The 24,549-nt window shown below is 64.8% G+C and carries 20 protein-coding genes; 14 read left to right on the forward strand and 6 right to left on the reverse strand.

All coding sequences use genetic code 11. The features are described from left to right. Nucleotides 1-26: 26 nt before the first annotated feature. Both RT460_RS10830 and msrA read left to right on the forward strand, forming a co-directional pair. Nucleotides 27-1,778 (forward strand): cytochrome c biogenesis protein DipZ, encoded by a 1,752-nt coding sequence (locus RT460_RS10830; RefSeq protein WP_313318970.1) that lies wholly within the window; start codon nucleotides 27-29, stop codon nucleotides 1,776-1,778. A 15-nt stretch (nucleotides 1,779-1,793) separates the two neighbouring features. Beyond that, nucleotides 1,794-2,528, forward strand: coding sequence for a peptide-methionine (S)-S-oxide reductase MsrA (gene msrA, locus RT460_RS10835; protein ID WP_313318971.1), 735 nt, complete (start codon nucleotides 1,794-1,796; stop codon nucleotides 2,526-2,528). Between the two features lie 74 nt (nucleotides 2,529-2,602). On the opposite strand, the gene RT460_RS10840 is transcribed toward msrA, so the two are convergent. The 3 genes from RT460_RS10840 to RT460_RS10850 form a co-directional block, all read right to left on the reverse strand. After that, nucleotides 2,603-3,220 carry a glutathione S-transferase N-terminal domain-containing protein gene (locus RT460_RS10840; protein WP_313318972.1) on the reverse strand — a complete coding sequence of 206 codons (618 nt, stop codon included), beginning with the start codon at nucleotides 3,218-3,220 and terminating at the stop codon, nucleotides 2,603-2,605. A gap of 101 nt (nucleotides 3,221-3,321) precedes the next feature. Beyond that, nucleotides 3,322-3,780 (reverse strand): cell wall hydrolase, encoded by a 459-nt coding sequence (locus tag RT460_RS10845; RefSeq protein ID WP_313318973.1) that lies wholly within the window; start codon nucleotides 3,778-3,780, stop codon nucleotides 3,322-3,324. Between the two features lie 605 nt (nucleotides 3,781-4,385). Continuing rightward, nucleotides 4,386-6,416 (reverse strand): NADPH-dependent 2,4-dienoyl-CoA reductase, encoded by a 2,031-nt coding sequence (locus RT460_RS10850; RefSeq protein ID WP_313318974.1) that lies wholly within the window; start codon nucleotides 6,414-6,416, stop codon nucleotides 4,386-4,388. Between the two features lie 162 nt (nucleotides 6,417-6,578). Here RT460_RS10850 and RT460_RS10855 point away from each other — a divergent pair, with 162 nt between their 5' ends. After that, nucleotides 6,579-8,624: an LTA synthase family protein gene (locus RT460_RS10855; protein WP_313318975.1), complete on the forward strand. Its 2,046-nt coding sequence runs from the start codon at nucleotides 6,579-6,581 to the stop codon at nucleotides 8,622-8,624. 63 nt (nucleotides 8,625-8,687) lie between these two features. Here the strand turns inward: RT460_RS10855 and RT460_RS10860 are convergent, their stop codons facing one another. Next, entirely contained in the window at nucleotides 8,688-9,713 is a 1,026-nt protein-coding gene (locus RT460_RS10860) for a zinc-binding alcohol dehydrogenase family protein (protein ID WP_313318976.1), read from the reverse strand. A gap of 383 nt (nucleotides 9,714-10,096) precedes the next feature. Here RT460_RS10860 and RT460_RS10865 point away from each other — a divergent pair, with 383 nt between their 5' ends. From RT460_RS10865 to RT460_RS10880, 4 genes are all read left to right on the forward strand, one after another. Beyond that, complete coding sequence (locus RT460_RS10865; RefSeq protein WP_313318977.1) at nucleotides 10,097-11,197, forward strand: OmpA family protein; 1,101 nt, start codon at nucleotides 10,097-10,099, stop codon at nucleotides 11,195-11,197. Between the two features lie 174 nt (nucleotides 11,198-11,371). Beyond that, on the forward strand, nucleotides 11,372-11,869 hold the full coding sequence (locus RT460_RS10870; RefSeq protein ID WP_313318978.1) for a hypothetical protein: 498 nt from the start codon (nucleotides 11,372-11,374) through the stop codon (nucleotides 11,867-11,869). A 21-nt stretch (nucleotides 11,870-11,890) separates the two neighbouring features. Further along, complete coding sequence (locus RT460_RS10875) at nucleotides 11,891-12,715, forward strand: pseudouridine synthase (RefSeq protein ID WP_313318979.1); 825 nt, start codon at nucleotides 11,891-11,893, stop codon at nucleotides 12,713-12,715. Between the two features lie 101 nt (nucleotides 12,716-12,816). Further along, entirely contained in the window at nucleotides 12,817-13,116 is a 300-nt protein-coding gene (locus RT460_RS10880; protein WP_313318980.1) for a hypothetical protein, read from the forward strand. A 135-nt stretch (nucleotides 13,117-13,251) separates the two neighbouring features. On the opposite strand, the gene kbl is transcribed toward RT460_RS10880, so the two are convergent. After that, nucleotides 13,252-14,466 (reverse strand): glycine C-acetyltransferase, encoded by a 1,215-nt coding sequence (kbl, locus tag RT460_RS10885; RefSeq protein WP_313318981.1) that lies wholly within the window; start codon nucleotides 14,464-14,466, stop codon nucleotides 13,252-13,254. A 161-nt stretch (nucleotides 14,467-14,627) separates the two neighbouring features. Here kbl and RT460_RS10890 point away from each other — a divergent pair, with 161 nt between their 5' ends. From RT460_RS10890 to RT460_RS10915, 6 genes are all read left to right on the forward strand, one after another. Beyond that, entirely contained in the window at nucleotides 14,628-16,055 is a 1,428-nt protein-coding gene (locus RT460_RS10890; RefSeq protein ID WP_313318982.1) for a porin, read from the forward strand. A 12-nt stretch (nucleotides 16,056-16,067) separates the two neighbouring features. Further along, on the forward strand, nucleotides 16,068-17,090 hold the full coding sequence (locus tag RT460_RS10895) for a sulfate ABC transporter substrate-binding protein (protein ID WP_313318983.1): 1,023 nt from the start codon (nucleotides 16,068-16,070) through the stop codon (nucleotides 17,088-17,090). Nucleotides 17,091-17,114: 24 nt separating this feature from the next. Next, nucleotides 17,115-17,951 (forward strand): sulfate ABC transporter permease subunit CysT, encoded by an 837-nt coding sequence (cysT, locus tag RT460_RS10900; protein ID WP_313319010.1) that lies wholly within the window; start codon nucleotides 17,115-17,117, stop codon nucleotides 17,949-17,951. Then, nucleotides 17,948-18,889: a sulfate ABC transporter permease subunit CysW gene (cysW, locus tag RT460_RS10905; RefSeq protein WP_313318984.1), complete on the forward strand. Its 942-nt coding sequence runs from the start codon at nucleotides 17,948-17,950 to the stop codon at nucleotides 18,887-18,889. Before cysT ends, cysW begins: the two co-directional genes overlap by 4 nt. A gap of 7 nt (nucleotides 18,890-18,896) precedes the next feature. Next, the gene (locus RT460_RS10910; RefSeq protein WP_313318985.1) at nucleotides 18,897-19,940 is read left to right on the forward strand and encodes a sulfate/molybdate ABC transporter ATP-binding protein; all 1,044 of its coding nucleotides are present in this window, start codon (nucleotides 18,897-18,899) and stop codon (nucleotides 19,938-19,940) included. Nucleotides 19,941-20,051: 111 nt separating this feature from the next. Further along, entirely contained in the window at nucleotides 20,052-20,804 is a 753-nt protein-coding gene (locus tag RT460_RS10915) for a TorF family putative porin (RefSeq protein ID WP_313318986.1), read from the forward strand. A gap of 190 nt (nucleotides 20,805-20,994) precedes the next feature. Here RT460_RS10915 and tdh read toward each other — a convergent pair whose 3' ends face one another. Then, nucleotides 20,995-22,029: an L-threonine 3-dehydrogenase gene (gene tdh, locus RT460_RS10920; RefSeq protein WP_165931098.1), complete on the reverse strand. Its 1,035-nt coding sequence runs from the start codon at nucleotides 22,027-22,029 to the stop codon at nucleotides 20,995-20,997. 135 nt (nucleotides 22,030-22,164) lie between these two features. Between tdh and RT460_RS10925 the strand changes: the two genes are divergently transcribed. Beyond that, a complete protein-coding gene (locus RT460_RS10925) occupies nucleotides 22,165-24,333 on the forward strand; it encodes a S46 family peptidase (protein WP_313318987.1) in 2,169 nt (722 codons plus the stop codon). The last annotated feature ends 216 nt before the right edge of the window (nucleotides 24,334-24,549 follow it).

Below are 24,549 nucleotides of genomic sequence, written 5' to 3' on the forward strand. Positions count from 1 at the left end.
TCCCATCTTTCAAGAAGGACTCCTGCATGTTCCTGCTGGTACTGGCTTACCTCGGCGGCGTACTTACCCTGCTCAGCCCCTGCATCCTGCCGGTGCTGCCGTTCGTGTTCGCGCGTGCCGACCGCCCGTTCCTGCGCAGCGGCTTGCCCCTGCTGGTGGGCATGGCCTTGATGTTCGCGGTGGTTGCCAGCCTGGCGGCGGTGGGCAGCCAGTGGGTTGCGCAGGCCAACCAGATCGGGCGCTGGATCGCGCTGGTGGTGATGGCGTTGTTCGCGCTGGCGCTGCTGTGGCCGGCGCTGGCCGACCGCCTGCTGGCGCCGCTGCAGCGCGCGGGTGCACGGTTGAGTACGGCAGCCGATGCGGGGCAGGGCGGCGTACTGAGCTCGCTGTTGATCGGCGTGGCCACCGGCCTGTTGTGGGCGCCGTGCGCGGGCCCGATCCTGGGCCTGATCCTGACCGGGGCTGCCCTGCAGGGCGCAAACGTGGGGACCACCGGTTTGCTGCTGGCTTACGCGTTGGGTGCGGCGACCTCGCTGGCGCTGGCGGTATGGATAGGTGGGCGCGTATTCACTGCCTTGAAGCAGCGGCTGGGTGTGGGCGAGTGGATCCGTCGTGGCCTGGGCATCGCGGCCTTGCTGGCGGTGGTGGCGATTGCGATGGGCTGGGATACCGGCCTGCTGACGCGGCTGTCGACGGCCAGCACGGCAAGGCTTGAGCAGCGGTTGCTGGACGTGCTGCCCACGCAGCCGCCGGCGGCAGGCGCGGCGATGATGATGTCTGCGGGCGATGCCACCAACGGCGCGCTGCCGGTGGAAGGGAAGATGCCCTCGCTGGCTGGCGCCACCGCCTGGCTCAACAGCCCACCGCTGGATGCGCAGCAGCTGCGCGGCAAGGTGGTGCTGGTCGATTTCTGGACCTACTCCTGCATCAATTGCCTGCGCGCGCTGCCCTTTGTGCGCGATTGGGCCGAGCGTTACAAGGCGCATGGGCTGGTGGTGATAGGCGTGCATGCGCCGGAGTTCGCCTTCGAACGCAAGCTGGACAATGTGCAGCGCGCGGTGACCGAGCTGAAGGTCGCTTACCCGGTGGCCATCGACAATGATTTTGCGATCTGGCGTGGTTTCAACAACCAGTATTGGCCGGCGCACTATTTCATCGACGCGCAGGGACGCATCCGCGCCCATCACTTCGGCGAAGGCAATTACGCGCAGTCCGAGCAGATCATCCGCCAGCTGCTGCGCGAGGCCGGCAACAGCCTGCCGGGTGATGCGGCACCGGCGATGCGCATGGAAGGCAGCGGGGTTGAACGCCAGGCCGATATGGCCAGCCTGAGGTCGCCGGAAACCTATATCGGCCACGCCCGCGCCGAACACTTCGCTTCACCCGGTGGCATGCAGCGCGGACGCGTGGGCGACTACAGCCTGCCGGCACCGTTGCAGCTCAACCAATGGGCGCTGGGCGGGCGTTGGATGGTGGGTGCCGAGGATGCGCAGCTGGAGCAGGGCGGTGGCCGCATCGCCTTCCGCTTCCATGCTCGTGACCTGCATCTGGTTCTGGCGCCGCAGGATCCTGCGCGGCCGGTGCGTTTCCGCGTGCGCATCGATGGCCAGGCGCCACAGGCCGCTGCCGGCGCCGATGTGTCGGCACAGGGCGAGGGCGTGGTGGATCAAAACCGCCTGTACCAGTTGATCCGCCAGGACGGGCAGGTGCGCGAACGTACGTTCGAGATCGAGTTCCTCGATCCGGGTGTGCGCGCCTATGCCTTCACGTTTGGTTGAGCGAGGAGGTCCGTGATGAAGATCGCGATGGACAAACTTGTCGCTGGAAGTATTGCGGCGCTGGTTGCAGGGCTGCTGGTGTTCTCGGTGTTCAACCTGGAACGTACGGCGCAGGCAGCGCCGGTGGCGCTACGCGTGCCGGCACCGACCGGGGCGGCTGATCTGCAGCAGGCCGGCGTCAACCAGGCGCGGGTGGTGTTTGCCGGCGGCTGCTTCTGGGGTGTGCAGGGCGTGTTCCAGCACATCAAGGGCGTGGACAACGCGGTGTCCGGCTACATCGGTGGCAGCGCTGCCGATGCCAGCTACATGCGGGTGAGTGGGGGTGCAACCGGGCATGCCGAAGCAGTGCAGGTGACCTACGATCCCTCGCAGGTCAGCTATGGACAGTTGCTGCAGGTGTTTTTCTCGGTGGTGCATGACCCCACCCAGCTCAACCGGCAGGGCCCCGATCATGGCAGCCAGTACCGCTCGGCCATCTATGCCGATGATGCCGCGCAGCGTGAAGCGGCCCGCGCCTATATCGCCCAGCTGCAGCGCAGTTCCGTTTTTGCCGCGCCGGTGGTGACCCAGGTAGAGGGCGGCAAGGCTTTCACCGCAGCCGAGAGCTATCACCAGAACTACCTGACGCTGCACCCGGATGCCCTGTATATCCGCATCAATGATCTACCCAAGGTTGCCGCCTTGAAGCAGCAGTATCCGGCCTTGTACCGGGAGCGGCCGCGCCTGGTCATGCGCTTGTCGGCGCGCTAGTTGCGGTGATGCCGAAACGCAACGGGCCGCCGATCATGCAACCGGCGGCCCGTATGTTGAACGCGAAACCGGGATCAGTTCAGCCCTTCAGCCTTCATTGCCGCCTGCACCGCCGGGTCGGCCAGCATGCGTTGCTCGAAGCGGTCCAGCGCGTCCATGCCGGCCAGATCGATCTTCAGGCCGCGGGCCCAGCGCAGGGTCACGAAAGTGTAGGCGTCGGCAATGCCGGCGCGCGGCGTGCCGCCCAGCCAGTCCACCTCGGCCAGTCGGTCATTGATGCGCTGGTACAGCGTCTTCAGCTTCTGCCGCGAATTTTCCTGGGTGCGGGCGATGACCGCCTCGTCCTCCAGGTACTTGGTGGAGCCGAAGATCGGGTAGAAGGTCGGGTGCAGGTCGGCATTGACGAAGGACAGCCAGCGATTGACCTCGGCACGGGCACGCAGGTCATTGCCGCCTTCCAGGCCCGACTCCGGTGCCTTGTCGCAGATGTAGTGCAGGATCGCCGCGTTCTGGGTCAGGGTCCAACCGCCGTCTTCCAGCACCGGTACCGCGCCGGCCGGGTTCATCTTCAGGTATTCGGGCGACTTCATCATGGCGTGATCCACGATCTGCAGCTCGAACGGCAGGCCGGACCAGATCAGGGTGATGTGGTCAGCCAGCGAACATGCGCCGGGCTTGGTGTAGAGCTTCATCAGTAACCTCGGGAGTTAAGGGACTCCCGCATTATCACCACAAGCCCCGTTGCGCGGTGTGGTGATTGGTATGAGGCGAGGCTGCGGCCAGAGCCGCTCGATCAGGAAGCGCGCGGCTTGAGCGTCTGCACCTTATAGAAGGTGTGCCCGCCGATGGTGGCGACCTGATAGGCGTTGCGCCAGCTCGGGCTGGCGATGGCGTGGGCTGCGAAGTGGCTGGCGCCCGGCACGATCTCCTTGCGCTGGCCATTGGGCAGGGCCCAGTTGCGTTCAGCGGCAAAGGCGACGTCCACGGCCTCGGCCCAGGCATCGTCATTGCGCAGTTGGGTGCCCGGCGCCACCAGGGTGGGGGCGAACTGTTTGCGCGCGGTAACCACCTTGCACATCGAATCGCCCCAAAGCCCACTGTCCAGACGGCGCAGGGCAACTTCGGCGACGGCCTGCTGTCCCTGCAGGGTCTGGTCGCGGGCTTCCAAGTAAACGGTCGTGCTCAAGCACAACGAGTCGGCTGCCGGCTGCGGCAACATCTGCGACAGCCAGAGAATCCAAGCCAGTTTCATAAATCTCCTTGCTCCGTGTGGGCCGCAGCCGACCTGCCTCCATGAAAGGAGCCGGACAACACTGCGACTTGGCGTTATGGGGAGGCGGCCGTGGCATCGGGGCCGCCCCGTGGGCAGCCCTCAATAGATTGTGGGAGGGCTGCGCCTTGCTCACCAGAACTGGTGGGTGAGCGGAAGTGGGCGCAAGTTAGGGGGCGAACCCAAAACTCATCCTGAACAGCGATTGTTGACATTCAGGTTTGTTGTCAGGGTCTTTTTTGGGCCGGGTACGCGCATTCAGGATTTTGCGGGCACACCGTCGAGGTGATTCGAGGCCGTGTTGATCAAGACCCTGGCGTCAAGGTATTGCGAGATTCATCACGCTTTTTGCGAGTTGCAGTCAGTGCGAGCGCATTGCCGCCGGCCGCATCGCTGGTCACTCTCCGGCTGCAATGCCGGCAAGGTTTTGCCAACCATCGGTAGCCCGGGTAAGCGCAGCGCACCCGGGATGTATTGCGTGGTGGTTTGTCAGTTGGTCACGTTGGCCGATCATCCCGGGTGCGCTGCGCTTACCCGGGCTACGTTGCTGGTTCCTGTTTTCTGGTTTCCAGCTTCTGCTTGCTTGCTCAAAGAGCCGCAGCGACGCGGCTGCCCTGATCGATCGCGCGTTTGGCGTCCAGCTCGGCGGCGACATCGGCCCCGCCAATGATGTGCACGCTGCGACCAGCGGCTTGCAGCGCATCGGCCAGCGTGCGGCGGGGCTCCTGGCCGGCACACACCACGACCGTGCCGACATCCAGCAACTGCTCCTGGCCGTCGATGCGGATGCGCAGGCCGGCATCGTCCACGCCCAGGTACTCGACGCCGCCGAGCATCTTCACGCCCTTGGCCTTGAGCGTGGCACGGTGGATCCAGCCGGTGGTCTTGCCGAGCTTGGCGCCGGGCTTGCCGGGGCTGCGTTGCAGCAGCCAGACCTTGCGGGCAGGGGCTTCGGGCTGCGGGGTGGCCAGCGCGCCACGGCTTTCAAAGCTGGCATCCACGCCCCATTCGGCCATCCAGCGTGCCGGGTCCAGCGCAGGCGAGGGGCCTTCGTGCACCAGGAACTCACCGACATCGAAGCCAATGCCGCCGGCGCCGATGATGGCCACCTTGTCGGCAGCCTTCACTCGTCCCAGCAGCACGTCGAGGTAGCTGACCACCATCGGATGATCGGCGCCGGGGAAGTTGACCTTGCGCGGGCTGATGCCGGTAGCCACCACCACTTCGTCGAAATCGGCCAACGTGGTCACATCTGCTGGCGTGTCCAGGCGCAGGCTGACCCCGGTTTCGGCCAGCTTGTGGCGGAAATAGCGCAGGGTTTCGTGGAACTCCTCCTTGCCGGGGATGCGCTTGGCCACGTTGAACTGGCCGCCAATCTCGGAGGCCGCGTCAAACAGGGTGACCTTGTGGCCGCGTTCGGCCGCCACCGTGGCACAGGCCAGGCCGGCCGGGCCGGCACCCACCACCGCCACGCGTTTGGCGGCGATGGTCGGCTGATAGACCAGCTCGGTTTCGTGCGCGGCACGCGGGTTGACCAGGCAGCTGGCGCGCTTCTGCTGGAACACATGGTCCAGGCAGGCCTGGTTGCAGGCGATGCAGGTATTGATCGCTTCGGGCTTGCCGGCCTTGGCCTTGGCCGGCCATTGCGGGTCGGCCAGCAGCGGACGGGCCAGCGACACCATGTCGGCGCCGCCGCCGGCGAGGATGCCCTCGGCCACGTCCGGCATGTTGATCCGGTTGGTGGCGATCAGCGGAATGCCGACCTGCGGCTTGAGCTTGGCGGTGACGCCGGCAAAGGCGGCGCGCGGCACCGAGGTGGCGATGGTGGGGATGCGCGCCTCATGCCAGCCGATACCGGAGTTGATCAGGGTTGCGCCGGCGGCTTCGATGGCCTGCGCCTGCTGCACGATCTCCTGCCAGTTGCTGCCGTCCTCGACCAGGTCCACCAGCGACAGCCGGTAGATGATGATGAAGTCCGGGCCGCAGGCCTCACGGATGCGGCGCACGATCTCCACCGCAAAACGCATGCGCTTGGCCGCGTCACCGCCCCAGGCATCGCTGCGGCCATTGGTGCGCGGGGCGATGAATTCATTGATCAGATAGCCTTCCGAGCCCATCACCTCGACGCCGTCGTAGCCGGCATCACGTGCATAGCGGGCGGCGCGGGCGTAGTCGGCGATATGCCGTTCGACGCCACCGGCCGACAGCGCGCGCGGAGTAAACGGGTTGATCGGTGCCTTGCGCTTGGACGGAGCCACCTGCAGCGGGTGATAGCCGTAGCGGCCGGCATGCAGTAGCTGCAGGCAGATCTTGGCGTCGTGTGAATGCACCGCAGCGGTCACCTGGCGGTGCCGGCTGACTTCCCAGGGCCAGGACAGCTTGCTGCCAAAGGGCGTGAGCCAACCCACCACGTTGGGGGCGAAGCCGCCGGTGACCAGCAAGGCCGCGCCACCGGCGGCACGCTCGCCGAAATAGGCGGCCAGCTTGGGGAAGTCGCGGGCATGGTCTTCCAGCCCGGTATGCATCGATCCCATCAGGATGCGGTTGCGCAGCTGGGTGAAGCCCAGATCCAGCGGCGCGAACAGGTGCGGGTAGGGCGGAGCGGTGGCTGGCGTCATGATGGATACGCTTGCGTACGGAAACGGCATTCTGACTGGCATTGGGCTGTCACTCAATCCTTGCCCTTTTCCGGAGTGAGACCGATTCCGGGAGTGTGACGTCCGCATTACAATGCGCGCCGCCCGTCCGCCGGGTATTCCTTTCCCAAGGTTCGACCCCCCGTGAACGATCCCAGCCGCCCAACCCCCACTAACGCCATCGCACCACGGCTCTGGCTGCTGGTGGCTGGCGTGGTCGTACTGGGGGCTATCGCCCGGCTGGGCTTGTGGTGGGCCTATGCCGGTGAGGAGCGCGGGCTTGCGATGTTGTGGCCTGTGCTGGGCACCGGGCTGCGCTATGACCTTGTGGTCGGAGCCACCGCTGCCTGCCTCGTCGGCCTGGTCTGTGCACCGCTCTGGTTGCTTGGGCAACGGCGGCGGGCGGTGAGGTTGGCGCAGATCCTGCTGGTGGCGTTGCTGCTGCTGTTTGCATTGGCCGCCAGCTGTGAACACTTCTATTACGCGTTCTACAAGACCCGCTTCGACCCGATCGTGTTTGGATTGTTCGAAGACGATACCGGGGCCGTGCTGGAAACGATCTGGAACGACTACCCGGTAGTGCGCGGGGGGCTGGGCCTGGTCGTGGCCGGGCTCGGAATCGCGTGGCTGACCCGTCACGCCGGGCAGTGGCTGGAGCAGCATTGGCGTTGGCCGCACAGGCGCTGGCTGCAGGTTTCGGTGGTGGTGGTGCAATGCCTGCTGCTGGTGCTGTTGGCGCGCGGCAGCGTGGGTACGTTCCCACTGATCCGTCGCGACGTCACTGTCTCGACAGATCCCTTCGTCAATACGTTGGTGCTCAATGCCCCGTTGACGCTGTATCGCGCCGCGCGGGTCCGTGGCAAGGAAACCGATATTGGCAGCGATCCGTTGGTGGGCCTGCGTCGCCAGGGCTTCACCGACCTCCGCGATGCCGCGCTGGCAGCCGGATTGCCTTCCGGGGATCCGGCGCAGGTGCGCGCCGCATTGTTTCCCCAGGTGCCAGGTGCGCCGCGCGCACTGGCGCAATCGCCGCATGTGGTACTGGGCCTGCTGGAATCCTTCGGCCAGGACCTGCTGCGCGTCGATGGTCCCGGCAATGACATGTTGGGGCGGCTGCGTGGCGAGTTGGAGCACGGCTTCCAGTTTGAAAATTTCATCGCCACCCAGAACGGCACGCATCCCGTGCTTGAAAGCCTGCTGCTGGGATCGGCCATCAGCCCACTCACGCGTGGTCGCAATGCCAGCCTGACCTTTGATACGTCAGCGGCCCTGCCGTTCAAACGGTCGGGGTATCGAACGGTGTTCATCTATGGCGGCGGCAGTGACTGGCGCGAAATCGGGACTGCGTTCCGCCACCAGGGTTTTGACAACGTGTATGACGCGCGCGACATCCGCCAGCGCTTCCCCGCGGCGCGCGGCACTGAGTGGGGTTTGTACGATGCCTGGCTGTTCCAGTTCGCGCAGGAGCTGTTGGAACAGGCGGACGCGCAGGGCGAACGCGTGTTCATGGTGCTGTTGACGACCACCAACCACCCGCCGTTCGCCCTGGATACGCCGCGCAAAGAATATCCCCTCGACCCGGCTGTGCTTGGTGAGCGTGGCTTGGACAACAAGGCCGAACTGCGCAGGATGTTGGCGACGTATCAGTACCAGGCCGATCAATTCGGAGCCTTCCTCCAGGCCCTGCGGGAGCAGCCACTCGGCGAACGCACGCTGGTCGCTGCGGCGGGTGACCACAACCTGCGCTCGCACTATTCCTATGATCTGCCTTCCCAACAGCCGGATGTCGACCGGGTATTTGCCTGGCTGCGGGTGCCGCCGGCCTTCATCCCGCTCGACAATGCCCCCGATACCGCTGCGCTGGCGGGCCACGCCGACCTGGTTCCAACGCTGGTTTCCCTGGCCTTGCCGGGTGAGCGCTACTTCGCCACGGGACGCAACCTGTGGCACGGGGCCGGAGATGGCGGCGTGGCACTGGCGCAATACCAGCGTCTCTATACCCGCGAAGGCATGTTGCTGCCGTTGGATGCACCGCTCTTGCACGCCTGGGAGGATGCGACGCGCGCTGAAGTGCGGGCGCTGGGCCAGCCGGCTTCGCTGGCCACGAGGCAGCAGGTGAGGCGGGTGACTGGGTGGATGGCGCTGCGGGACTGGCATCTGCGCGAGCAGGTCGTGTCACGGCGCCACTGAGTCGGCACGCGGACTGGCCGGGCTGGCCAGGGGCGGTGCGCCCCCGGCCATGCAGCTGGGGTTTTACTCCCAGCCTTCCAATGCCAGCTTGCCGATGGTGCTGCCTGCTTCCAGTTGCTGATGCGCCTGCCGCAGGTTGGCGGCGGTGATGCTGCCCAGCCGCTGGGTCAGCGTGGTGCGCAGCTCGCCAGCATCGATCAGGCTGGCCGCGCGGGTCAGGATGCGGTGCTGCTCGATCATGTCGGCGGTACGGAAGCGCGCCCGCGCGAACATGAATTCCCAATGGATGCCGATGCACTTGGCCTTGTAGGGGTCGCCGATGCGCAGTTCCCCGCGCGGTTCGACGACCAGGCCGACGTGGCCCTGTGGCGCGAGCAGCTCGCCCAGCTGTTGCCAGTACAGATCGGTATCGGCCAGGTTCAAGGCCGCATCCACCTGGGTGATGCCCAAGGCCTGCAGCTGCGGCGCCAATGGTTGGCGGTGATCGACCACGTGCGCGGCGCCCATCTGCTGGCACCACTGCTGGCTTTGCGGGCGCGAGGCGGTGGCGACGACGGTAAAGCCAGCATGCCGGCCCAGCTGTATCGCCATGGAGCCAACACCGCCTGCACCGCCCACCACCAGCAGCACCTTGCCGACATTGCGGCGGCCATCCAGTTGGTAAGGCATGCGCTGGAACAGCAGTTCCCAGGCGGTGAGCGTGGTCAAAGGCAGGGCGGCGGCTTCGGCAAAGTCGAGCGTGCTGGGTTTGCGCCCGACCAGCCGCTCGTCCACCAGCTGTTGCTCGGCATTGCAGCCTGAACGCGTCACGTCCCCGGCGTAATACACCTCGTCGCCGACTTCGAACGCAGTAACGTCAGGGCCGACTGCCAACACCACGCCGGCGGCATCGAAGCCGAGCACGCGTGGTGGGTTTTCTTCGCCTGGACGGGGGCTGCGCAGCTTGGTATCCACCGGGTTCACCGACAGCGCACGAACCTGGATCAGCAGGTCCTGTCCCTCGGGTCTGGTGGGGGCTGCCAGGTCCACGTCCTCCAGCGACTGCGGATCGTCGATGGAAAGGTAATGGCGCAGGCCGATCGCTTTCATGCCGGAAAGTTCCGTAATAGTGGGGGGCAGACAGATAATACGCAGGCCACGGTTCAGCTGGCGGTAACGGCGATGCAAACCCTGTAAATCCGCGGGCTGCGCGGACAAAACCGACCGCAGCGCAGCAAACGGCCGGCAAGCCTTGACGTAGCAGGCTCTTGCGCACTTTGACCAAGCTGTATACGGTGCGCCGAGCCGGACACGTAGGGGTCTGGTGGTCGCTTCAATTGTTATACGTGCGTTAACATCGTCTTCACGGCCCAGCGCATAATGTGAGCCGCGATGGCGTGAGGATTAACGGCCGTCTCTGAACGCGACGATTATCGCTGTGCTGGACCATGCCTCTACCGGTTTCATACCCCCGAAACAAGGAGCTGTATTTCATGAACAAGAAGATCCTTACTGCCGCGCTGCTCGGTGGTCTGGCTTTCGCCCAGGCCGCTTCGGCCCAGGAATTCGACGACCGCTGGTACCTGACCGGTTCGGCCGGCTTCAACTTCCAGGACGGCGACCGCGGCACCAATGATGCCCCGTTCGCTACGCTGGGCCTGGGCAAGTTCATCAGCCCGAACTGGTCGCTGGACGGTGAGCTGAACTATCAGAACCCGAACTTCGACAACAACCAGGATCAGAACTGGTCGCAGTACGGCATCTCGCTGGACCTGCGTCGCCACTTCATCAAGGAAGGCCGCGGCTGGAACCCGTACCTGCTGGCAGGCCTGGGCTACCAGAAGTCTGAAGAAGAGTACCTGACCGGCGCCGTGCTGAACGATCGCAAGGACGGCAACCTGGCCGCCAAGGTCGGCGTGGGTCTGCAGACCACCTTCGAAAAGCGCGTTGCTGTGCGTGCTGAACTGGCTTACCGCGCTGACTTCGACGACCAGAGCATCGCTCCGGCCCTGGCTGGCGACGAGCAGGATTGGTTCGGCGACGTGCTGGCTTCGGTCGGCGTCGTGATCCCGCTGGGCCCGGCTCCGGTTGCTGCTGTTGCTCCGGCACCGGCTCCGGTTGCTCCGAGCTGCGCAGACCTGGATGACGACGGTGACGGCGTCAACAACTGCGACGACAAGTGCCCGACCTCGCAGCCTGGCCAGACCATTGGTCCGGACGGTTGCCCGGTTCCGGTCTCGATCGACCTGAAGGGCGTGAACTTCGACTTCGACAAGGCCACCCTGCGTCCGGATGCCGTCTCGATCCTGAGCGAAGCCACCGAGATCCTGAAGCGTTACCCGGATCTGCGCGTTGAAGTTGCCGGTCACACCGACTCGAAGGGTACCGACGCTTACAACCAGAAGCTGTCCGAGCGTCGCGCCAAGGCTGTGTACGACTACCTGACCACCAATGGTGTGTCGGCTGCTCGTCTGCAGGGCCCGATCGGCTACGGCGAGAGCCGCCCGATTGCTCCGAACACCAATGCTGATGGTTCGGACAACCCGGAAGGTCGCGCAAAGAACCGCCGCACCGAGCTGAACGTCCAGAACTAATCGGACGCTTCGGTTGATACAAGACAAGGCCCGGCATTGCCGGGCCTTGTTGCATCTGCAGGCCGGGGTTTTCGGTAAATAAGCGACCCAGTCGCTTTTACCTGCGGATAGCGGTTGAAAGCACCGCTGCCGCTGCCTACACTCGCCGCGTCATCTCATTGAATGGAAATCCGGATGCTGCGTATTGCCCTGGCTGGTTTTGTCGCGATGGCGTTGATGCCTGCCGCCCACGCAGCCGTGGATTGTTCGGCCGCATCGGTGGTGCCGCCGGCGCCGCTGCCTGCCACGGTGATCGCACCGGTGGCGTCTGAACTGTATGTGCGCCCCGGCCAGCTCGGCATGCCTTCGGGCGTACTCAGCAGCACGGGTGAAGAGCAGTCGCTGGACCGTGTGCTGATGCGTCTGCGCGTGGAAAGCTGCAACAACGTTGCCAGTGCCATGCCGGCGCGTCCGGCCATCAATGCCAACGATCCGGCGGCGTACAAGCCGCAGACCGAATTCGACAACACGCCGTGGCGTTTTGACATGAGCCAGAACGGCAAGCGGATGACCGCCGAAGAATTCGATGCCTGGATGAAGGCCCGTGGTGTGCGCGTGGTCAAGGCCCGCCCGGCACCGGCCGAGGCTGCCGCTGCTCCTGCCGCCGCGCAGCCGGCTCCTGAGGTCAAGTAAGGCGGCAACGCCGCAGCGAACATGACCTCGCGCAAGCCACCGCAATCTCCGAACGCCCGCCGTGCTGGAACCGGCGGGCGTTTGCTTTCGCGTACCCGCCCGGCTGCCGCCGCAAAGACCGCACCTGCGGTGGTGCGCCATGGCCTGGCCCGGGTCTTGTCCAAAGCGGGCGTGTGTTCGCGCAGCGAGGCCGCGCGGCGGGTGCTGGACGGTCGCGTCAGCGTGGATGGAAAGCTGGTGCGTGACCCTGAGTTCCCGATCATTGCAGGGCGGCAGCAGGTGATGCTGGATGGACAACCGCTGCAGGCGCAGCGCCGCATCTACCTGGCCTTGAACAAGCCGCGCGGGCTGGTGACCACCGTGCAGGACGAGCAGGGGCGGGACACCGTTTACCAGTGCTTTGACGGCGCCGGCTTGCCATGGATCGCGCCGGTCGGGCGACTGGACAAGGCCAGTGAAGGATTGTTGTTCTTCAGCAATGATCCGGAATGGGCGGCGCGCCTGACGGATCCGGCAACCGGGCCGTTGAAGACCTACCGGGTGCAGGTGGATGCGGTGCCGGATGCAGCGCAGCTGCAGCAGATGCAACAAGGCGTAGAGGACGAAGGCGAGCATCTCGCCGCGCACTCGGTGCAGCTGCTGCGGCACGGCGAACGCAGTGCGTGGTTGGAGGTGGTCCTGGATGAAGGCCGGAACCGGCACATTAGGCGCTTGCTCAAGGCCTTGGGCCTGGATGTGTTGCGTCTGATGCGGATTGCCATCGGGCCGGTGCAGCTGGGGGAGCTCGGCAAAGGCCAGTGGCGCGAATTGAACGCCGCGGAGCTGAATGCGCTGGGGCAGGCATGAGGTTTGGTTTTTTGGATTAATTTCAATGAATTCAATCAAATGGCTGGACTTGTTGTAGCGTTTGATTAGACTGTGGCCCTAACTTCGATGAGGCCACGACCATGCATGCTTTTTTTCGCGTTTCCGGTATTGCGGTGATGCTCGCTTCGTTGGCTGCATTGGCCGGCTGTGCCAGTTCGGGAAAGACGGCTGCCAAGGCTGAGGAGTTGCCGGTGATCGTGACCGTCCCGGCTGCGCCGACGGCAGAAAAGGATGCTCTGGGCAATTACCGTTTCCTGATGCAGGACGGCGAGAACAAGATGAGCGCCGACCAGTTCGACGCCTGGATGAAGGCCAACGGCATCCGCGTAGCCAAGGGTGCACCGACCGCAGCCGCCTCGGCGGAGCCGGCGAAGAACTGACGACCTTGATGCCGAGCCCTGCTCGGCAAGCGGCGTTACCGGTAAGGCCGCTGCCGAGCACGGCGCGGCACTACAGGACAGAAACAGAACAGGCGCCTTTCGGCGCCTGTTCTGCTTTCAACTTCGGGCCAACCCTCAGCCCTTGATCACGCCCAGCTCAAGACCAATCCGGGTGAAGGCATCAATCGCGCGGTCCAGGTGTGCGCGGCTGTGGGCGGCGCTGATCTGGGTGCGGATGCGCGCCTGGCCCTTGGGGACCACCGGGAAGAAGAAGCCGATCGCATAGATGCCTTCTTCCAGCAGGCGCTGGGCGAACTTCTGCGCCAGCGGTGCGTCGTACAGCATCACCGGGCTGATCGGATGCACGCCGGGCTTCACGTCGAAACCGGCCGCGGTCATCTTCTCGCGGAAGTAGGCGGTGTTCTCGCGCAGCGTTTCACGCAGATCATCGGCAGCGGCCAACATCTCGAATGCCTTGATGCCGGCAGCCACCACGTGCGGCGGCAGCGAGTTGGAGAACAGGTAGGGACGCGAACGCTGGCGCAGCAGTTCCACCACCTCGGCGCTGGCGCAGGTGAAGCCGCCCAGCGCGCCGCCCATGGCCTTGCCCAGGGTGCCGGTGATGATGTCGATCTTGTCCAGCACGCCCTTCACTTCGGCCGAGCCACGACCGCTGGCACCCAGGAAGCCGGTGGCATGGCATTCGTCGATATGCACCAGCGCGTTGTACTTCTTGGCCAGCGCGGTGATTTCATCGAGCGGGGCGATGAAACCGTCCATCGAGAACACGCCGTCGGTGGTGATCAGCTTGGTCTTGCAGCCGGCGGCATCGGCCGCCTGCAGCTGCGCTTCCAGGTCGGCCATGTCGCAGTTGGCATAGCGGAAGCGCTTGGCCTTGCACAGGCGCACGCCATCGATGATGGAGGCATGGTTCAGCGCATCGGAAATGATGGCGTCGTTCTCGCCCAGCAGCGGCTCGAACAGGCCGCCATTGGCGTCGAAGCAGGCCGCATACAGGATGGTGTCGTCCTTGCCGAAGAAGTCGGCGATCTGCTTTTCCAGCTGCTTGTGCAGGTCCTGGGTGCCGCAGATGAAGCGCACCGAGGCCATGCCGAAGCCGTGCGTGTCCAGTGCATCCTTGGCCGCCTGGATCAGGTCCGGGTGATCGGCCAGGCCCAGGTAGTTGTTGGCGCAGAAGTTCAGCACCGTACGGCCGTCGTCCAGGGTGATCTCGGCCGACTGCGGGCTGGTGATGATGCGTTCGGACTTGAACAGCCCCTGCGCGCGGATGGCGTCCAGTTCCTCGGCGTAGTGCCGGGTGAGCGGGGAGGTGTTCGCGGTATCGGTCATGGCAGGGTCTTGCGGTGAAGAGGAACGCCGATTTTAGCCTTCCGCGTGTCCGCCCGCTGTCTTCATGCGCAAAGGCTATAAGCGCCATGGTCGAAGTCATTTCTCGGTAATGGGTGTGCACCCGCAGCATCGACTGCACACCCACCCACCAGGAGATACCGATGACCCATGCACGCCCCCCATTCACCCTGCCGACCAGGAAGCTGTTGTCCCTCAGCCTGGCCCTGGCGGCGTGTGGGGCGGGGTCATCGGCGCAGGCCCAGCAGCTCACCGTGGAACAGCTGCAGCAGCGCCTGCAGCGGCTGGAGCGGCTGGCCGGCGTCAGTGAGGGTGCAACCGAAGGCGTGGGCCTGGTCGATCTGGACCAGCGCCTGCGCATCCTTGAACGCCGCCTTGAGCTGCAGGAAGAAGAGCGTGTGGCCGCGGCCAAGACTGCCACCAAGATCACCGTCGACCAGAAAGGCGCGTCGTTCAAATCCGGCGATGGCAATTACGAGTTGAAGCTGCGCGGCCTGCTGCAGGGCGACGCTCGTGTGTTCCTGGGCAGCGATGCCAACCAGAACGACACCTTCCTGCTGCGCACCGCCCGCCCGACCCTGGAAGGTTCGCTGGGCAAGCTGGTGGCCTACCGCTTCACCCCGGAATTTGCCGGTGACAGCGCCAGCATCGTCGATGCCTATGCCGATCTGCGTTTCGACCCGGCCTATACGGTGCGGGTGGGCAAGTTCACCTCACCGGTCGGGCTGGAGCGCCTGCAGTCGTCCTCGGCCCTGGCCGACGTCGAGCGCGCATTGGCCAGCGAGCTGGCGCCCAACCGCGACCTCGGCGTGCAGCTGCAGGGCGAGGTCGCCAAGGGCAAGTTCAGCTATGCGCTGGGCGTGTTCAACGGCACGGTCGATGGTCGCGACGCGGTCACCAGCAATCCTGACGATGATTTCGAGTATGCAGGCCGCGTGTTCTTTGAACCGGCCAAGGGTAGCGACAGCGCCTGGGCTGGACTTGGCTTTGGTATCGGCGCCAGCACCGGTGACAAGCATGGCAGCGGCAACAACTTCCTGCCGCGCTACCGTTCGCCCGGGCAGGCCACCTTCTTCAGCTACCGCAGCGCGGTGGTAGCCGATGGCGAACACCGGCGCTGGTCGCCGCAGGCCTGGTTCTACCGCAATGGCCTGGGCCTGCAGGCCGAATACATCGCCTCGCAACAGGACGTGGCGCGCGATGGCCTGCGCAAGCAGCTGGACAACCGGGCCTGGCAGGCAACGGCCAGTTACGTGTTGACCGGGGAAGACGCCAGCTACCGCGGTGTCACGCCGTCGCGTCCATTTGGCAGCAATGGGGGCTTGGGCGCGCTGGAGTTGACCGCCCGCTATGGCGAGTTGCAGATCGATGATGCGGCCTTCCCGTTCTACGCCGACCCGACGGTATCGGCGGCGCAGATCCAGTCCTGGACGGTCGGTGCCAACTGGTACCTGACGGCCAACCTGAAGTTGGCCACCAACTACCTGCACAGCAGTTTTGATGCGGCTTCCGGTGGCGCGAAGTTGCCTGATGAAAAAGCTGTTTTCTCGCGCCTGCAAGTTTCCTTCTGACGGAGAGCCCTCATGAAGCAATCACTTATTTCCCGTATCGCCACGGCTGCGCTGGCTTTTGGCTTGACCGTCACGGCCGGCGCCGCGTTCGCCCGCGACGTGCAGCTGCTCAATGTGTCCTACGACCCGACGCGTGAGCTGTACCGCGACTTCAACGCCGCTTTCGCCAAGCACTGGAAGGAGACCAAGGGCGATAACGTCGCCATCGAAACCTCGCACGGCGGCTCCGGCAAGCAGGCACGCACGGTGATCGATGGCATCGAGGCCGACGTGGTGACCCTGGCGCTGGCCTACGACGTGGATGCCATCGCCGAGAAGGCCAAGCTGTTGCCGGCCAACTGGGAAAGCCGTCTGCCGGACAACAGTGCGCCGTATACCTCGACGATCGTGTTCCTGGTCCGCAAGGGCAATCCCAAGGGCATCCGTGATTGGCCCGACCTGCTGCGCAGCGGCGTGTCGGTGGTGACGCCGAACCCGAAGACCTCCGGCGGCGCGCGCTGGAACTACCTGGCGGCCTGGGCGTACGCCGATCACATCTTCAAGGGTGACCGCGACAAGATCCTGAACTACATGCGCGCGCTGTTCCGCAACGTGCCGGTGCTCGATACCGGCGCTCGCGGCGCCACCACCACCTTTGTCCAGCGTGGCATCGGTGACGTGCTGCTGGCCTGGGAGAACGAAGCCTTCCTCGCCCAGGAAGAACTGGGCCCGGACAAGTTCGAGATCGTCGTGCCCAAGTTGTCGATCCTGGCCGAACCCTCGGTTGCGCTGCTGGACCGCAACGTCGATCGGCATGGCACCCGCGAGGTTGCACAGGCCTATCTGCAATACCTGTATTCGCCGGAAGGCCAGCGCATTGCCGCCCGTCACTACTACCGCCCACGTTCAGCGCAGTACGCCGATCCGGCCGATGTGGCGCGCTTCCCGCAGGTGCAGTTGGTGACCATCCGCAGCGCATTCGGGTCCTGGGCACGTGCGCAGTCCGAGCACTTCGCCGACGGCGGTGTCTTCGACCAGATCCAGGCGAGCAAGTAGACCGTGTCAGCAAGCGCACAAACACTGCAACCGCGGGTGCGGGGCCAACGCCGGGTACTCCCCGGCTTTGGTCTTGGCATGGGTATCACGTTGTTCTGGTTGGGGCTGATCGTCCTGATCCCACTGGCCGGCGTGTTCTTGAAAGCGGCCGGGTTGGGCCTGGGCGGCATCTGGCAGATATGGACCGAGCCGCGCGTGCTGGCCGCCCTGCGTCTGAGCTTTGGTACCGCGTTCGCGGCGGCTGCGTTCAACACCGTGATGGGAACCTGGGTAGCGTGGGTGTTCGTACGGTATCGGTTTCCGGGCCGGCGTCTGTTCGATGCGATGATCGATCTGCCGTTCGCCCTGCCCACCGCCGTGGCCGGCATTGCCTTGACCGCGCTGTATGGCGGGCGGGGCTGGATCGGCCAGTGGTTGGAACCGCTGGGCATCAAGGTGGCCTATACGCCCTTGGGCATCGTGGTTGCGTTGGTGTTTGTCGGCCTGCCATTCGTGGTGCGCATCGTGCAGCCGGTATTGGCCGAAGCCGAACGCGAATACGAAGAAGCCTCGGCCACGCTAGGGGCCAGCCGCTTGCAGACCATCGTGCGCGTGGTGCTGCCGAGTTTGTGGCCGGCGATGCTGACCGGTTTCGCGCTGGCGTTTGCGCGGGGCGTGGGCGAGTACGGCTCGGTGATCTTCATCGCCGGCAACATGCCCAGCGTGACCGAGATCGCGCCCTTGCTGATCACCATTCGGCTGGAAGAGTTTGACTACGCCGGCGCCACCGCGATTGCCGGTGCGATGTTGCTGCTGTCCTTCCTGTTGTTGCTGCTGGTCAACAGCCTGCAGGCGTGGTTGCAGCGCAGGGGCGGGCGATGAACGAATTGCTGTCGGAACTGCCAGTGGCCCTTGCAGGTAATAGCGCCGTGGCCAAGCCGCGCGATGTCACCACCGAACCGCGCTGGGTGCAGTGGTTGCTGATCCTGGGCGCGCTGGGTTTTCTGCTGTCCTTCCTGCTGCTGCCCTTGGTGCTGGTGTTCTTTGAGGCGTTGCGCGGTGGCGTGCAGGCGTTCTGGATCGCCATCGGCGACCCGGACGCACTGTCCGCGATCCGCCTGACCTTGTTGATCACCGCCATCGTGGTGCCGTTGAACCTGGTGTTCGGCGTGGCTGCGGCCTGGGTGGTGAGCAAGCACAGCTTCCCCGGTAAACGCTGGCTGGTGACGCTGATCGACCTGCCGTTCTCGGTATCACCGGTGGTGGCGGGGCTGGTCTTCATCCTTTTGTTCGGCCGCGATGGTTGGTTCTGGCCGTGGATCGAGGAGGGTGTGCGCGTGCACCTGCCGGTGCTGGGTGAAACCCTGTTGCAGTTGCCACGGATCGTATTCGCCATCCCCGGCATCGTGCTGGCGACGGTGTTCGTCACCTTCCCGTTCATTGCGCGCGAACTGATGCCGCTGATGGAGCAGCAAGGCAGTGATGAAGAACTGGCCGCACTGACCCTGGGCGCGAACGCCTGGCAGATGTTCTGGAAGGTGACCTTGCCCAACATCCGCTGGGGCCTGCTGTACGGCGTGCTGCTGTGCAGTGCGCGCGCGATGGGTGAGTTCGGCGCGGTGTCGGTGGTGTCCGGGCATATCCGTGGGCGCACCAATACGCTGCCGCTGCACGTTGAAATTCTCTACAACGAATATGCCTACAGCGCAGCCTTCGCCTGTGCCTCGCTGTTGGCACTCACCGCACTGCTGACGCTGGTGGTGAAATCTTTCCTGGAATGGCGCCACGGTCAGTCGCTGGCCGCCGCGCATCGCCATTGAGGCTGCTATGAATATCCGCATACAAAACCTGGGCAAGCAGTACGGCGCGTTTCCTGCGTTGGATGGCGTCAGCCTGGATATCCGCAGCGGCGAGCTGCTGGCCTTGCTCGGCCCTTCCGGTTCGGGCAAGACCACCTTGTTGCGCGCGCTGGCTGGGCTGGAACATCCCGAGCGCGGTGACCTCCTGTTCGATGGCGAAGACGCCACCGGCCTGAGCGTGCAGGCACGCCGCGCCGGCTTCGTGTTCCAGCACTACGCGCTGTTCAAGCACCTGGACGTGCGCCGCAATATCGCGTTCGGGCTGGAAGTGCGGCGCGGTGCCGAGCGCTGGTCGAAGGCCCGCATCGACGCCAAGGTCGATGAGCTGCTGGCGCTGGTACAACTCGATGGGCTGGGCGCGCGATATCCGGCGCAGCTGTCCGGTGGCCAGCGGCAGCGCGTGGCACTAGCCCGTGCGCTCGCCATCGAGCCGCGCGTGCTGCTGCTGGACGAGCCGTTTGGCGCACTGGACGCGCAGGTACGGCGCGACCTGCGCCGCTGGCTGCGCGAACTGCATGACCGCACCGGCCTGACCACGGTCTTCGTCACCCACGACCAGGAAGAGGCACTGGAGCTGGCCGACCGCGTGGCTATCCTCAATCGTGGCCGCATCGAGCAGGTGGGCACGCCCGGCGAGGTCTATGACCAGCCTGCCTCGCCGTTCGTGTACGGCTTCGTTGGCGAGGCCAACCGCTTGCCGGCGCGGGCGCAGGGGCAGGTGCTGGAGGTGGCCGGGGCGCAATGGCCGCGTGCGGCCTCGGTGCCGGAAGGGCAGGCGCTGGAAGTCTTTGTGCGGCCGGAGGACCTGGTGGTCGAGGCCGAAGGCGACTGGCAGGCCACGGTCGGCCTGGTACAGCGCAGCGGTCCGCGCCAGCGCCTGCGCGCGCGCCTGGCTGGCGCAACCTCGGATCTGGAAGTGGAGCTGCCGGCCGGTGCGCCGGCCTATGCCACGGGCCAGTTGATACGCCTTGGAGCCCGCCGTTACGGGGTGTTTCCGGCGGCAGCAGGGTAAGGGCCGGGGCAGGGGTAGCGATGATTGTTGCATCGCAATATCATTCCAGTTAAGAATTTGTTATCGGCCCCATACAGGGTGTCGGTCACCCCCACTACTGGAGAGATCTGCATGATGCACAGCAAGCGTCTTGTCGCCGTGGCCTGCGCCGCCCTGTTGTCCGTTTCGTTTGCCGCCAATGCCCAGGACAGCGAGGAGTCGACCTCCCCGTTCAGCGCCAGCTTCGGCGTGACCACCGACTACGTGTTCCGCGGTGTCTCGCAGACCGACGGCGGCCCGGCATTCCAGGCCGGCGCCAACTACACCGCACCGTTCGGCCTGTATGTCGGCGTGTGGGGTTCCAACGTTGATTTCGGCGACGGTGGCCCGAACTTCGAAGTCGATTACAACATTGGCTGGAGCAAGGACCTGTCCGACAGCTGGAACCTGGACCTGGGTGTGAACCGCTACACCTACGAAGGTGCATCCAGCGGCTACGGTGACATCGACTACAACGAGTACCTGGCCAAGGTGACCTGGTCGGGCCCGGTGACTGTCAGCGGCCTGCTGGGCTATGCCGACGACTACAGCAACACCGGTGCCGAGCAGACCTATGCCGCGCTGGAAGCCAGCTACGACATCGGCGACAGCGGTTTCTCCATCGGCGCTTCGGCCGGTTACACCTCGATCAAGGAAGAAGCCAACGAGTGGCCGCGCCGTGCGGATTACTACGATGGTTCGATCTCGGTGTCCAAGTCGTTCGGTCCGGCGACCGCGACCCTGGGTTACTACGACACCTTCGGTTCGGATGCACCGGACCTGCGTCGCGAGTCGGACAACTACAAGCCGGGCGTGGTGTTCACCGTGTCGGTGGACGTGCCCTGATCCCAGCGTGATCGATGCAAGGAAAAAGGCGCCGAAAGGCGCCTTTTTCTGTAGTGCCGACCCATGGTCGGCAAGAGGCATTACCGGTAAGACCAATGCTAACCATGGCTCGGCACCACAGCCGCCATGCAGGATAAGAAAAAGGCGCCCAAAGGCGCCTTTTCCATCACGGATTGACTGTGCGGACGGCTCAGTTCCAGCTCAGCACAACCTTGCCGGCCTTGCCCTGTTCCATCAGGTCGAAACCTTCCTGGAAACGGTCCACCGGCAGCTGGTGGGTCATCACCTTGCCCAGCGGGAAACCGCTCAGCACCAGCTGGGTCATCTTGTACCAGGTCTCGTACATCTTGCGGCCGTAGATGCCCTGCACGGTCAGGCCCTTGAAGATGATCTTGTCCCAGTCGCAGCCGGCACCCTTGGGCATGATGCCGAGCATGGCGATCTTGCCACCGTGGTACATGCAGTCGAGCATGTCGTTGAACGCGCGCGGGTTGCCGCTCATTTCCAGGCCCACGTCGAAGCCCTCCATGTGCAGCTCCTTCATCACGTCCTTCAACGACTGGTTGGCGACGTTGACCACACGCGTGGCGCCCATGTCGGCGGCCAGCTTCAGGCGGAAATCATTGACGTCGGTAACCACCACGTTGCGTGCACCGATGTGCTTGCAGATGCCCGCGGCGATGATGCCGATCGGGCCGGCGCCGGTGATCAGCACGTCCTCGCCGATCACGTCGAACTCCAGCGCGCAATGCGCGGCGTTGCCGTAGGGGTCGAAGAACGCGGCCAGTTCGGACGGGATCTGGTCCGGGATCGGCCACAGGTTGCTGGCCGGCATCACCATGTACTCGGCGAAGGCACCGTTGACGTTGACACCGATGCCGACGGTGTTCGGGCACAGGTGCGGGCGACCGCCACGGCAGTTGCGGCAGTGGCCGCAGACGATGTGGCCTTCGGCCGAAACGCGCTGGCCGATTTCATAGCCGGTCACGCCCGGGCCGATCTCGGCGATGCGGCCGACAAACTCGTGGCCGATGGTCAGGCCTGGCTTGATGGTGCGCTGGCTCCATTCGTCCCACAGGTAGATGTGCAGGTCGGTACCGCAGATGGCGGTCTTCTCGAGCTTGATCAGGACTTCGTTCGGGCCTGGCGTCGGTACCGGCACCTCTTCCATCCAGATGCCCTTGGTCGCTTCGCGCTTCACCAGCGCCTTCATCGTCTGTGCCATTGCAGGGGACCGCAGTGTGAGGAAAGGTCCCAATTATATGCTTTCGACCGTAACCGCCCTGCACTGACCGATGACAGGGGGCAGGGACAGTTACAACGGCTACAATCGGCCATTCCAAACTTTCGGATCTGCCACATGCGCGTGAATCTTCTTGCGTTTTCCATCGTCGCTGGCCTCGGCTTGGCCGCCCAAGGCGCACAGGCTGCCGAAGGCATGTGGGTGCCGCAGCAGCTGCCCGAGATTGCCGGCCCGCTGAAGCAGGCCGGGCTCAAGCTGGACCCGCAGCAGTTGGCCAACCTGACCGGCGACCCGATGGGCGCCGTGGTGGCGCTGGGCGGCTGTACCGCCAGCTTCGTGTCGCCGCAGGGCCTGGTGGTCACCAACCACCACTGTGCCTATGGCGCGATCCAGCTCAACTCCACTGCCGAGAAGAACCTGATCAAGGACGGCTTCAACGCGCCGACCCAGAAGGACGAGCTGAGCGCCGGCCCGAACGCCCGCATCTACGTGCTGGACGACATCACCGACGTCACCGCCCAGGCCAACGCTGCCATCGCCGGCGCCGGTAACGATCCGCTCAAGCGCACCGAGGCGCTGGAAGCCTTCGAAAAGCAGACCATCGCCGCCTGTGAGGCCGACGATGCGTATAGCTGCACGCTGTACAGCTTCTCCGGCGGCAACACCTACCGCCTGTTCAAGAACATGGAAATCAAGGACGTGCGCCTGGCCTATGCGCCCCCGGGCAGCGTCGGCAAGTTCGGCGGCGACGTCGACAACTGGATGTGGCCGCGCCACACCGGCGATTTTTCGTTCTACCGCGCCTACGTCGGCAAGGACGGCAAGCCGGCCGCATTTGCTGCCGACAACGTGCCGTACCAGCCCAAGCATTGGCTGAAGCTGGCCAACCAGCCGCTGGGTGAAGGTGATTTCGTGATGGTGGCCGGTTACCCGGGCCGCACCGACCGCTACGCGCTGGTCAGCGAGTTCGAGAACACCGCTACCTGGACCTACCCATCGATCGCCAAGGCCTACAAGGACCAGATCGCGATGGTGGAAGCAGCCAGCAAGGACAACCCCGACATCGCGGTGAAGTACGCCGCCAGCATGGCCGGCTGGAACAACACCAGCAAGAACTACGACGGCCAGTTGGACGGCTTCAAGCGCAACAACGTGCTGGGCCAGAAGCAGGCGGCGGAAACCGCCGTGCTGGAATGGCTGCGCGGCCAGGGTGATGCCGGCAAGCCGGCGCTGGATGCGTTCGCACAGCTGCAGGCACTGGGCCAGCAGTCGCGCGTGAACCAGGCCCGTGACCTGAACCTGGCCATGCTCAACCGCACCGGTACCCTGGGCACCGCCGTGCGCCTGTACCGCCTGGCCATCGAGAAGGCCAAGCCGGACGCGCAGCGCGAAGAGGGCTACCAGGAACGTGACCTGCCTTCGATCGAAGGTGGCCTGAAGCAGATGGATCGCCGTTATGTGCCGGCGATGGACCGTCAGTTCCAGCAGTACTGGCTGCAGCAGTATTCGGCCCTGCCGGCTGCACAGCACCTGCCGGCCTTCGACAAGTGGATTGGTGGCAGCGATGCCAAGGCCGTGGAGGCCACGGTTGCCCGCCTGGATGGTTCAAAGCTGGGCAATCTGGACGAGCGCCTGAAGTGGTTCGGCGCCGACAAGGCTGCGTTTGAAGCCAGCACCGACCCGGCCATCCAGTACGCAGTGGCGGTGATGCCGGCCCTGTTGGAACTGGAACACCAGCGCAAGATCCGCACTGGTGAAGAGCTGGTGGCGCGCCCGCTGTTCCTGCAGGCCATTGCCGACTACAAGAAGACCAAGGGTGAGTTCGTCTACCCGGACGCCAATCTCTCGCTGCGCATCACCTTCGGCAACGTGAAGGGTTACACCGGCCTGGACGGCAAGGTGCAGCCGGCCTTCACCGACCTGGAAGGCGTGGTTGCCAAGGAAACCGGCAAGGACCCGTTCGACTCGCCGCAGGCGCTGATCGATGCGGTCAAGGCCAAGCGTTATGGCGGTTTTGAAGACCAGCGTATCGGCAGCGTGCCGGTCAACTTCCTGTCCGACCTGGACATCACCGGCGGCAACTCCGGCTCGCCGGTGCTGGACGCGCACGGTCGCCTGGTTGGCCTGGCGTTTGACGGCATCTGGGAATCGGTTGCCAGCAACTGGGTGTTCGACCCGGTGATGACCCGCATGATCTCGGTCGACGAGCGTTACATGCGCTGGATCATGCAGGAAGTGGCGCCGGCACCGCAGCTGCTGAAGGAAATGGACGCTGCCTCGAAGTAAGTTCGAGCGCAGTGTTGTTTGAATGAAAGCCCGGACGGGAAACCGTCCGGGTTTTTTCTTGCCCCCTCCTTTTCGCGCAGCGAAGGGGACGGCCGGGGAAGGGGAAGGGGAAGGGGAAGGGGAAGCCCTTCGCCGGCCGATACAGCAAAGCGAACGCCGCGCTGTTGTAGAGCCGAGCCATGCTCGGCTGAGGCCTTACCGGTAAAGCCCCTGCCG

The organism is Stenotrophomonas sp. (assembly GCF_032061965.1).
Classification (GTDB): Bacteria; Pseudomonadota; Gammaproteobacteria; order Xanthomonadales; family Xanthomonadaceae; genus Stenotrophomonas.

What these genes read in the sequence shown, in the direction of transcription:
- msrA (WP_313318971.1), top strand. Translation starts at nt 1,794, where the DNA reads ATGAAGATCGCGATGGACAAACTTGTCGCTGGAAGTATTGCGGCGCTG.
- RT460_RS10860 (WP_313318976.1), bottom strand. Translation starts at nt 9,713, where the DNA reads ATGAAAGCGATCGGCCTGCGCCATTACCTTTCCATCGACGATCCGCAG.
- RT460_RS10865 (WP_313318977.1), top strand. Translation starts at nt 10,097, where the DNA reads ATGAACAAGAAGATCCTTACTGCCGCGCTGCTCGGTGGTCTGGCTTTC.
- tdh (WP_165931098.1), bottom strand. Translation starts at nt 22,029, where the DNA reads ATGGCACAGACGATGAAGGCGCTGGTGAAGCGCGAAGCGACCAAGGGC.
- RT460_RS10880 (WP_313318980.1), top strand. Translation starts at nt 12,817, where the DNA reads ATGCATGCTTTTTTTCGCGTTTCCGGTATTGCGGTGATGCTCGCTTCG.
- RT460_RS10890 (WP_313318982.1), top strand. Translation starts at nt 14,628, where the DNA reads ATGACCCATGCACGCCCCCCATTCACCCTGCCGACCAGGAAGCTGTTG.
- RT460_RS10910 (WP_313318985.1), top strand. Translation starts at nt 18,897, where the DNA reads ATGAATATCCGCATACAAAACCTGGGCAAGCAGTACGGCGCGTTTCCT.
- RT460_RS10895 (WP_313318983.1), top strand. Translation starts at nt 16,068, where the DNA reads ATGAAGCAATCACTTATTTCCCGTATCGCCACGGCTGCGCTGGCTTTT.
- RT460_RS10830 (WP_313318970.1), top strand. Translation starts at nt 27, where the DNA reads ATGTTCCTGCTGGTACTGGCTTACCTCGGCGGCGTACTTACCCTGCTC.
- RT460_RS10925 (WP_313318987.1), top strand. Translation starts at nt 22,165, where the DNA reads ATGCGCGTGAATCTTCTTGCGTTTTCCATCGTCGCTGGCCTCGGCTTG.
- cysW (WP_313318984.1), top strand. Translation starts at nt 17,948, where the DNA reads ATGAACGAATTGCTGTCGGAACTGCCAGTGGCCCTTGCAGGTAATAGC.
- RT460_RS10840 (WP_313318972.1), bottom strand. Translation starts at nt 3,220, where the DNA reads ATGAAGCTCTACACCAAGCCCGGCGCATGTTCGCTGGCTGACCACATC.
- RT460_RS10870 (WP_313318978.1), top strand. Translation starts at nt 11,372, where the DNA reads ATGCTGCGTATTGCCCTGGCTGGTTTTGTCGCGATGGCGTTGATGCCT.
- RT460_RS10845 (WP_313318973.1), bottom strand. Translation starts at nt 3,780, where the DNA reads ATGAAACTGGCTTGGATTCTCTGGCTGTCGCAGATGTTGCCGCAGCCG.
- RT460_RS10915 (WP_313318986.1), top strand. Translation starts at nt 20,052, where the DNA reads ATGATGCACAGCAAGCGTCTTGTCGCCGTGGCCTGCGCCGCCCTGTTG.
- RT460_RS10875 (WP_313318979.1), top strand. Translation starts at nt 11,891, where the DNA reads ATGACCTCGCGCAAGCCACCGCAATCTCCGAACGCCCGCCGTGCTGGA.
- kbl (WP_313318981.1), bottom strand. Translation starts at nt 14,466, where the DNA reads ATGACCGATACCGCGAACACCTCCCCGCTCACCCGGCACTACGCCGAG.
- RT460_RS10850 (WP_313318974.1), bottom strand. Translation starts at nt 6,416, where the DNA reads ATGACGCCAGCCACCGCTCCGCCCTACCCGCACCTGTTCGCGCCGCTG.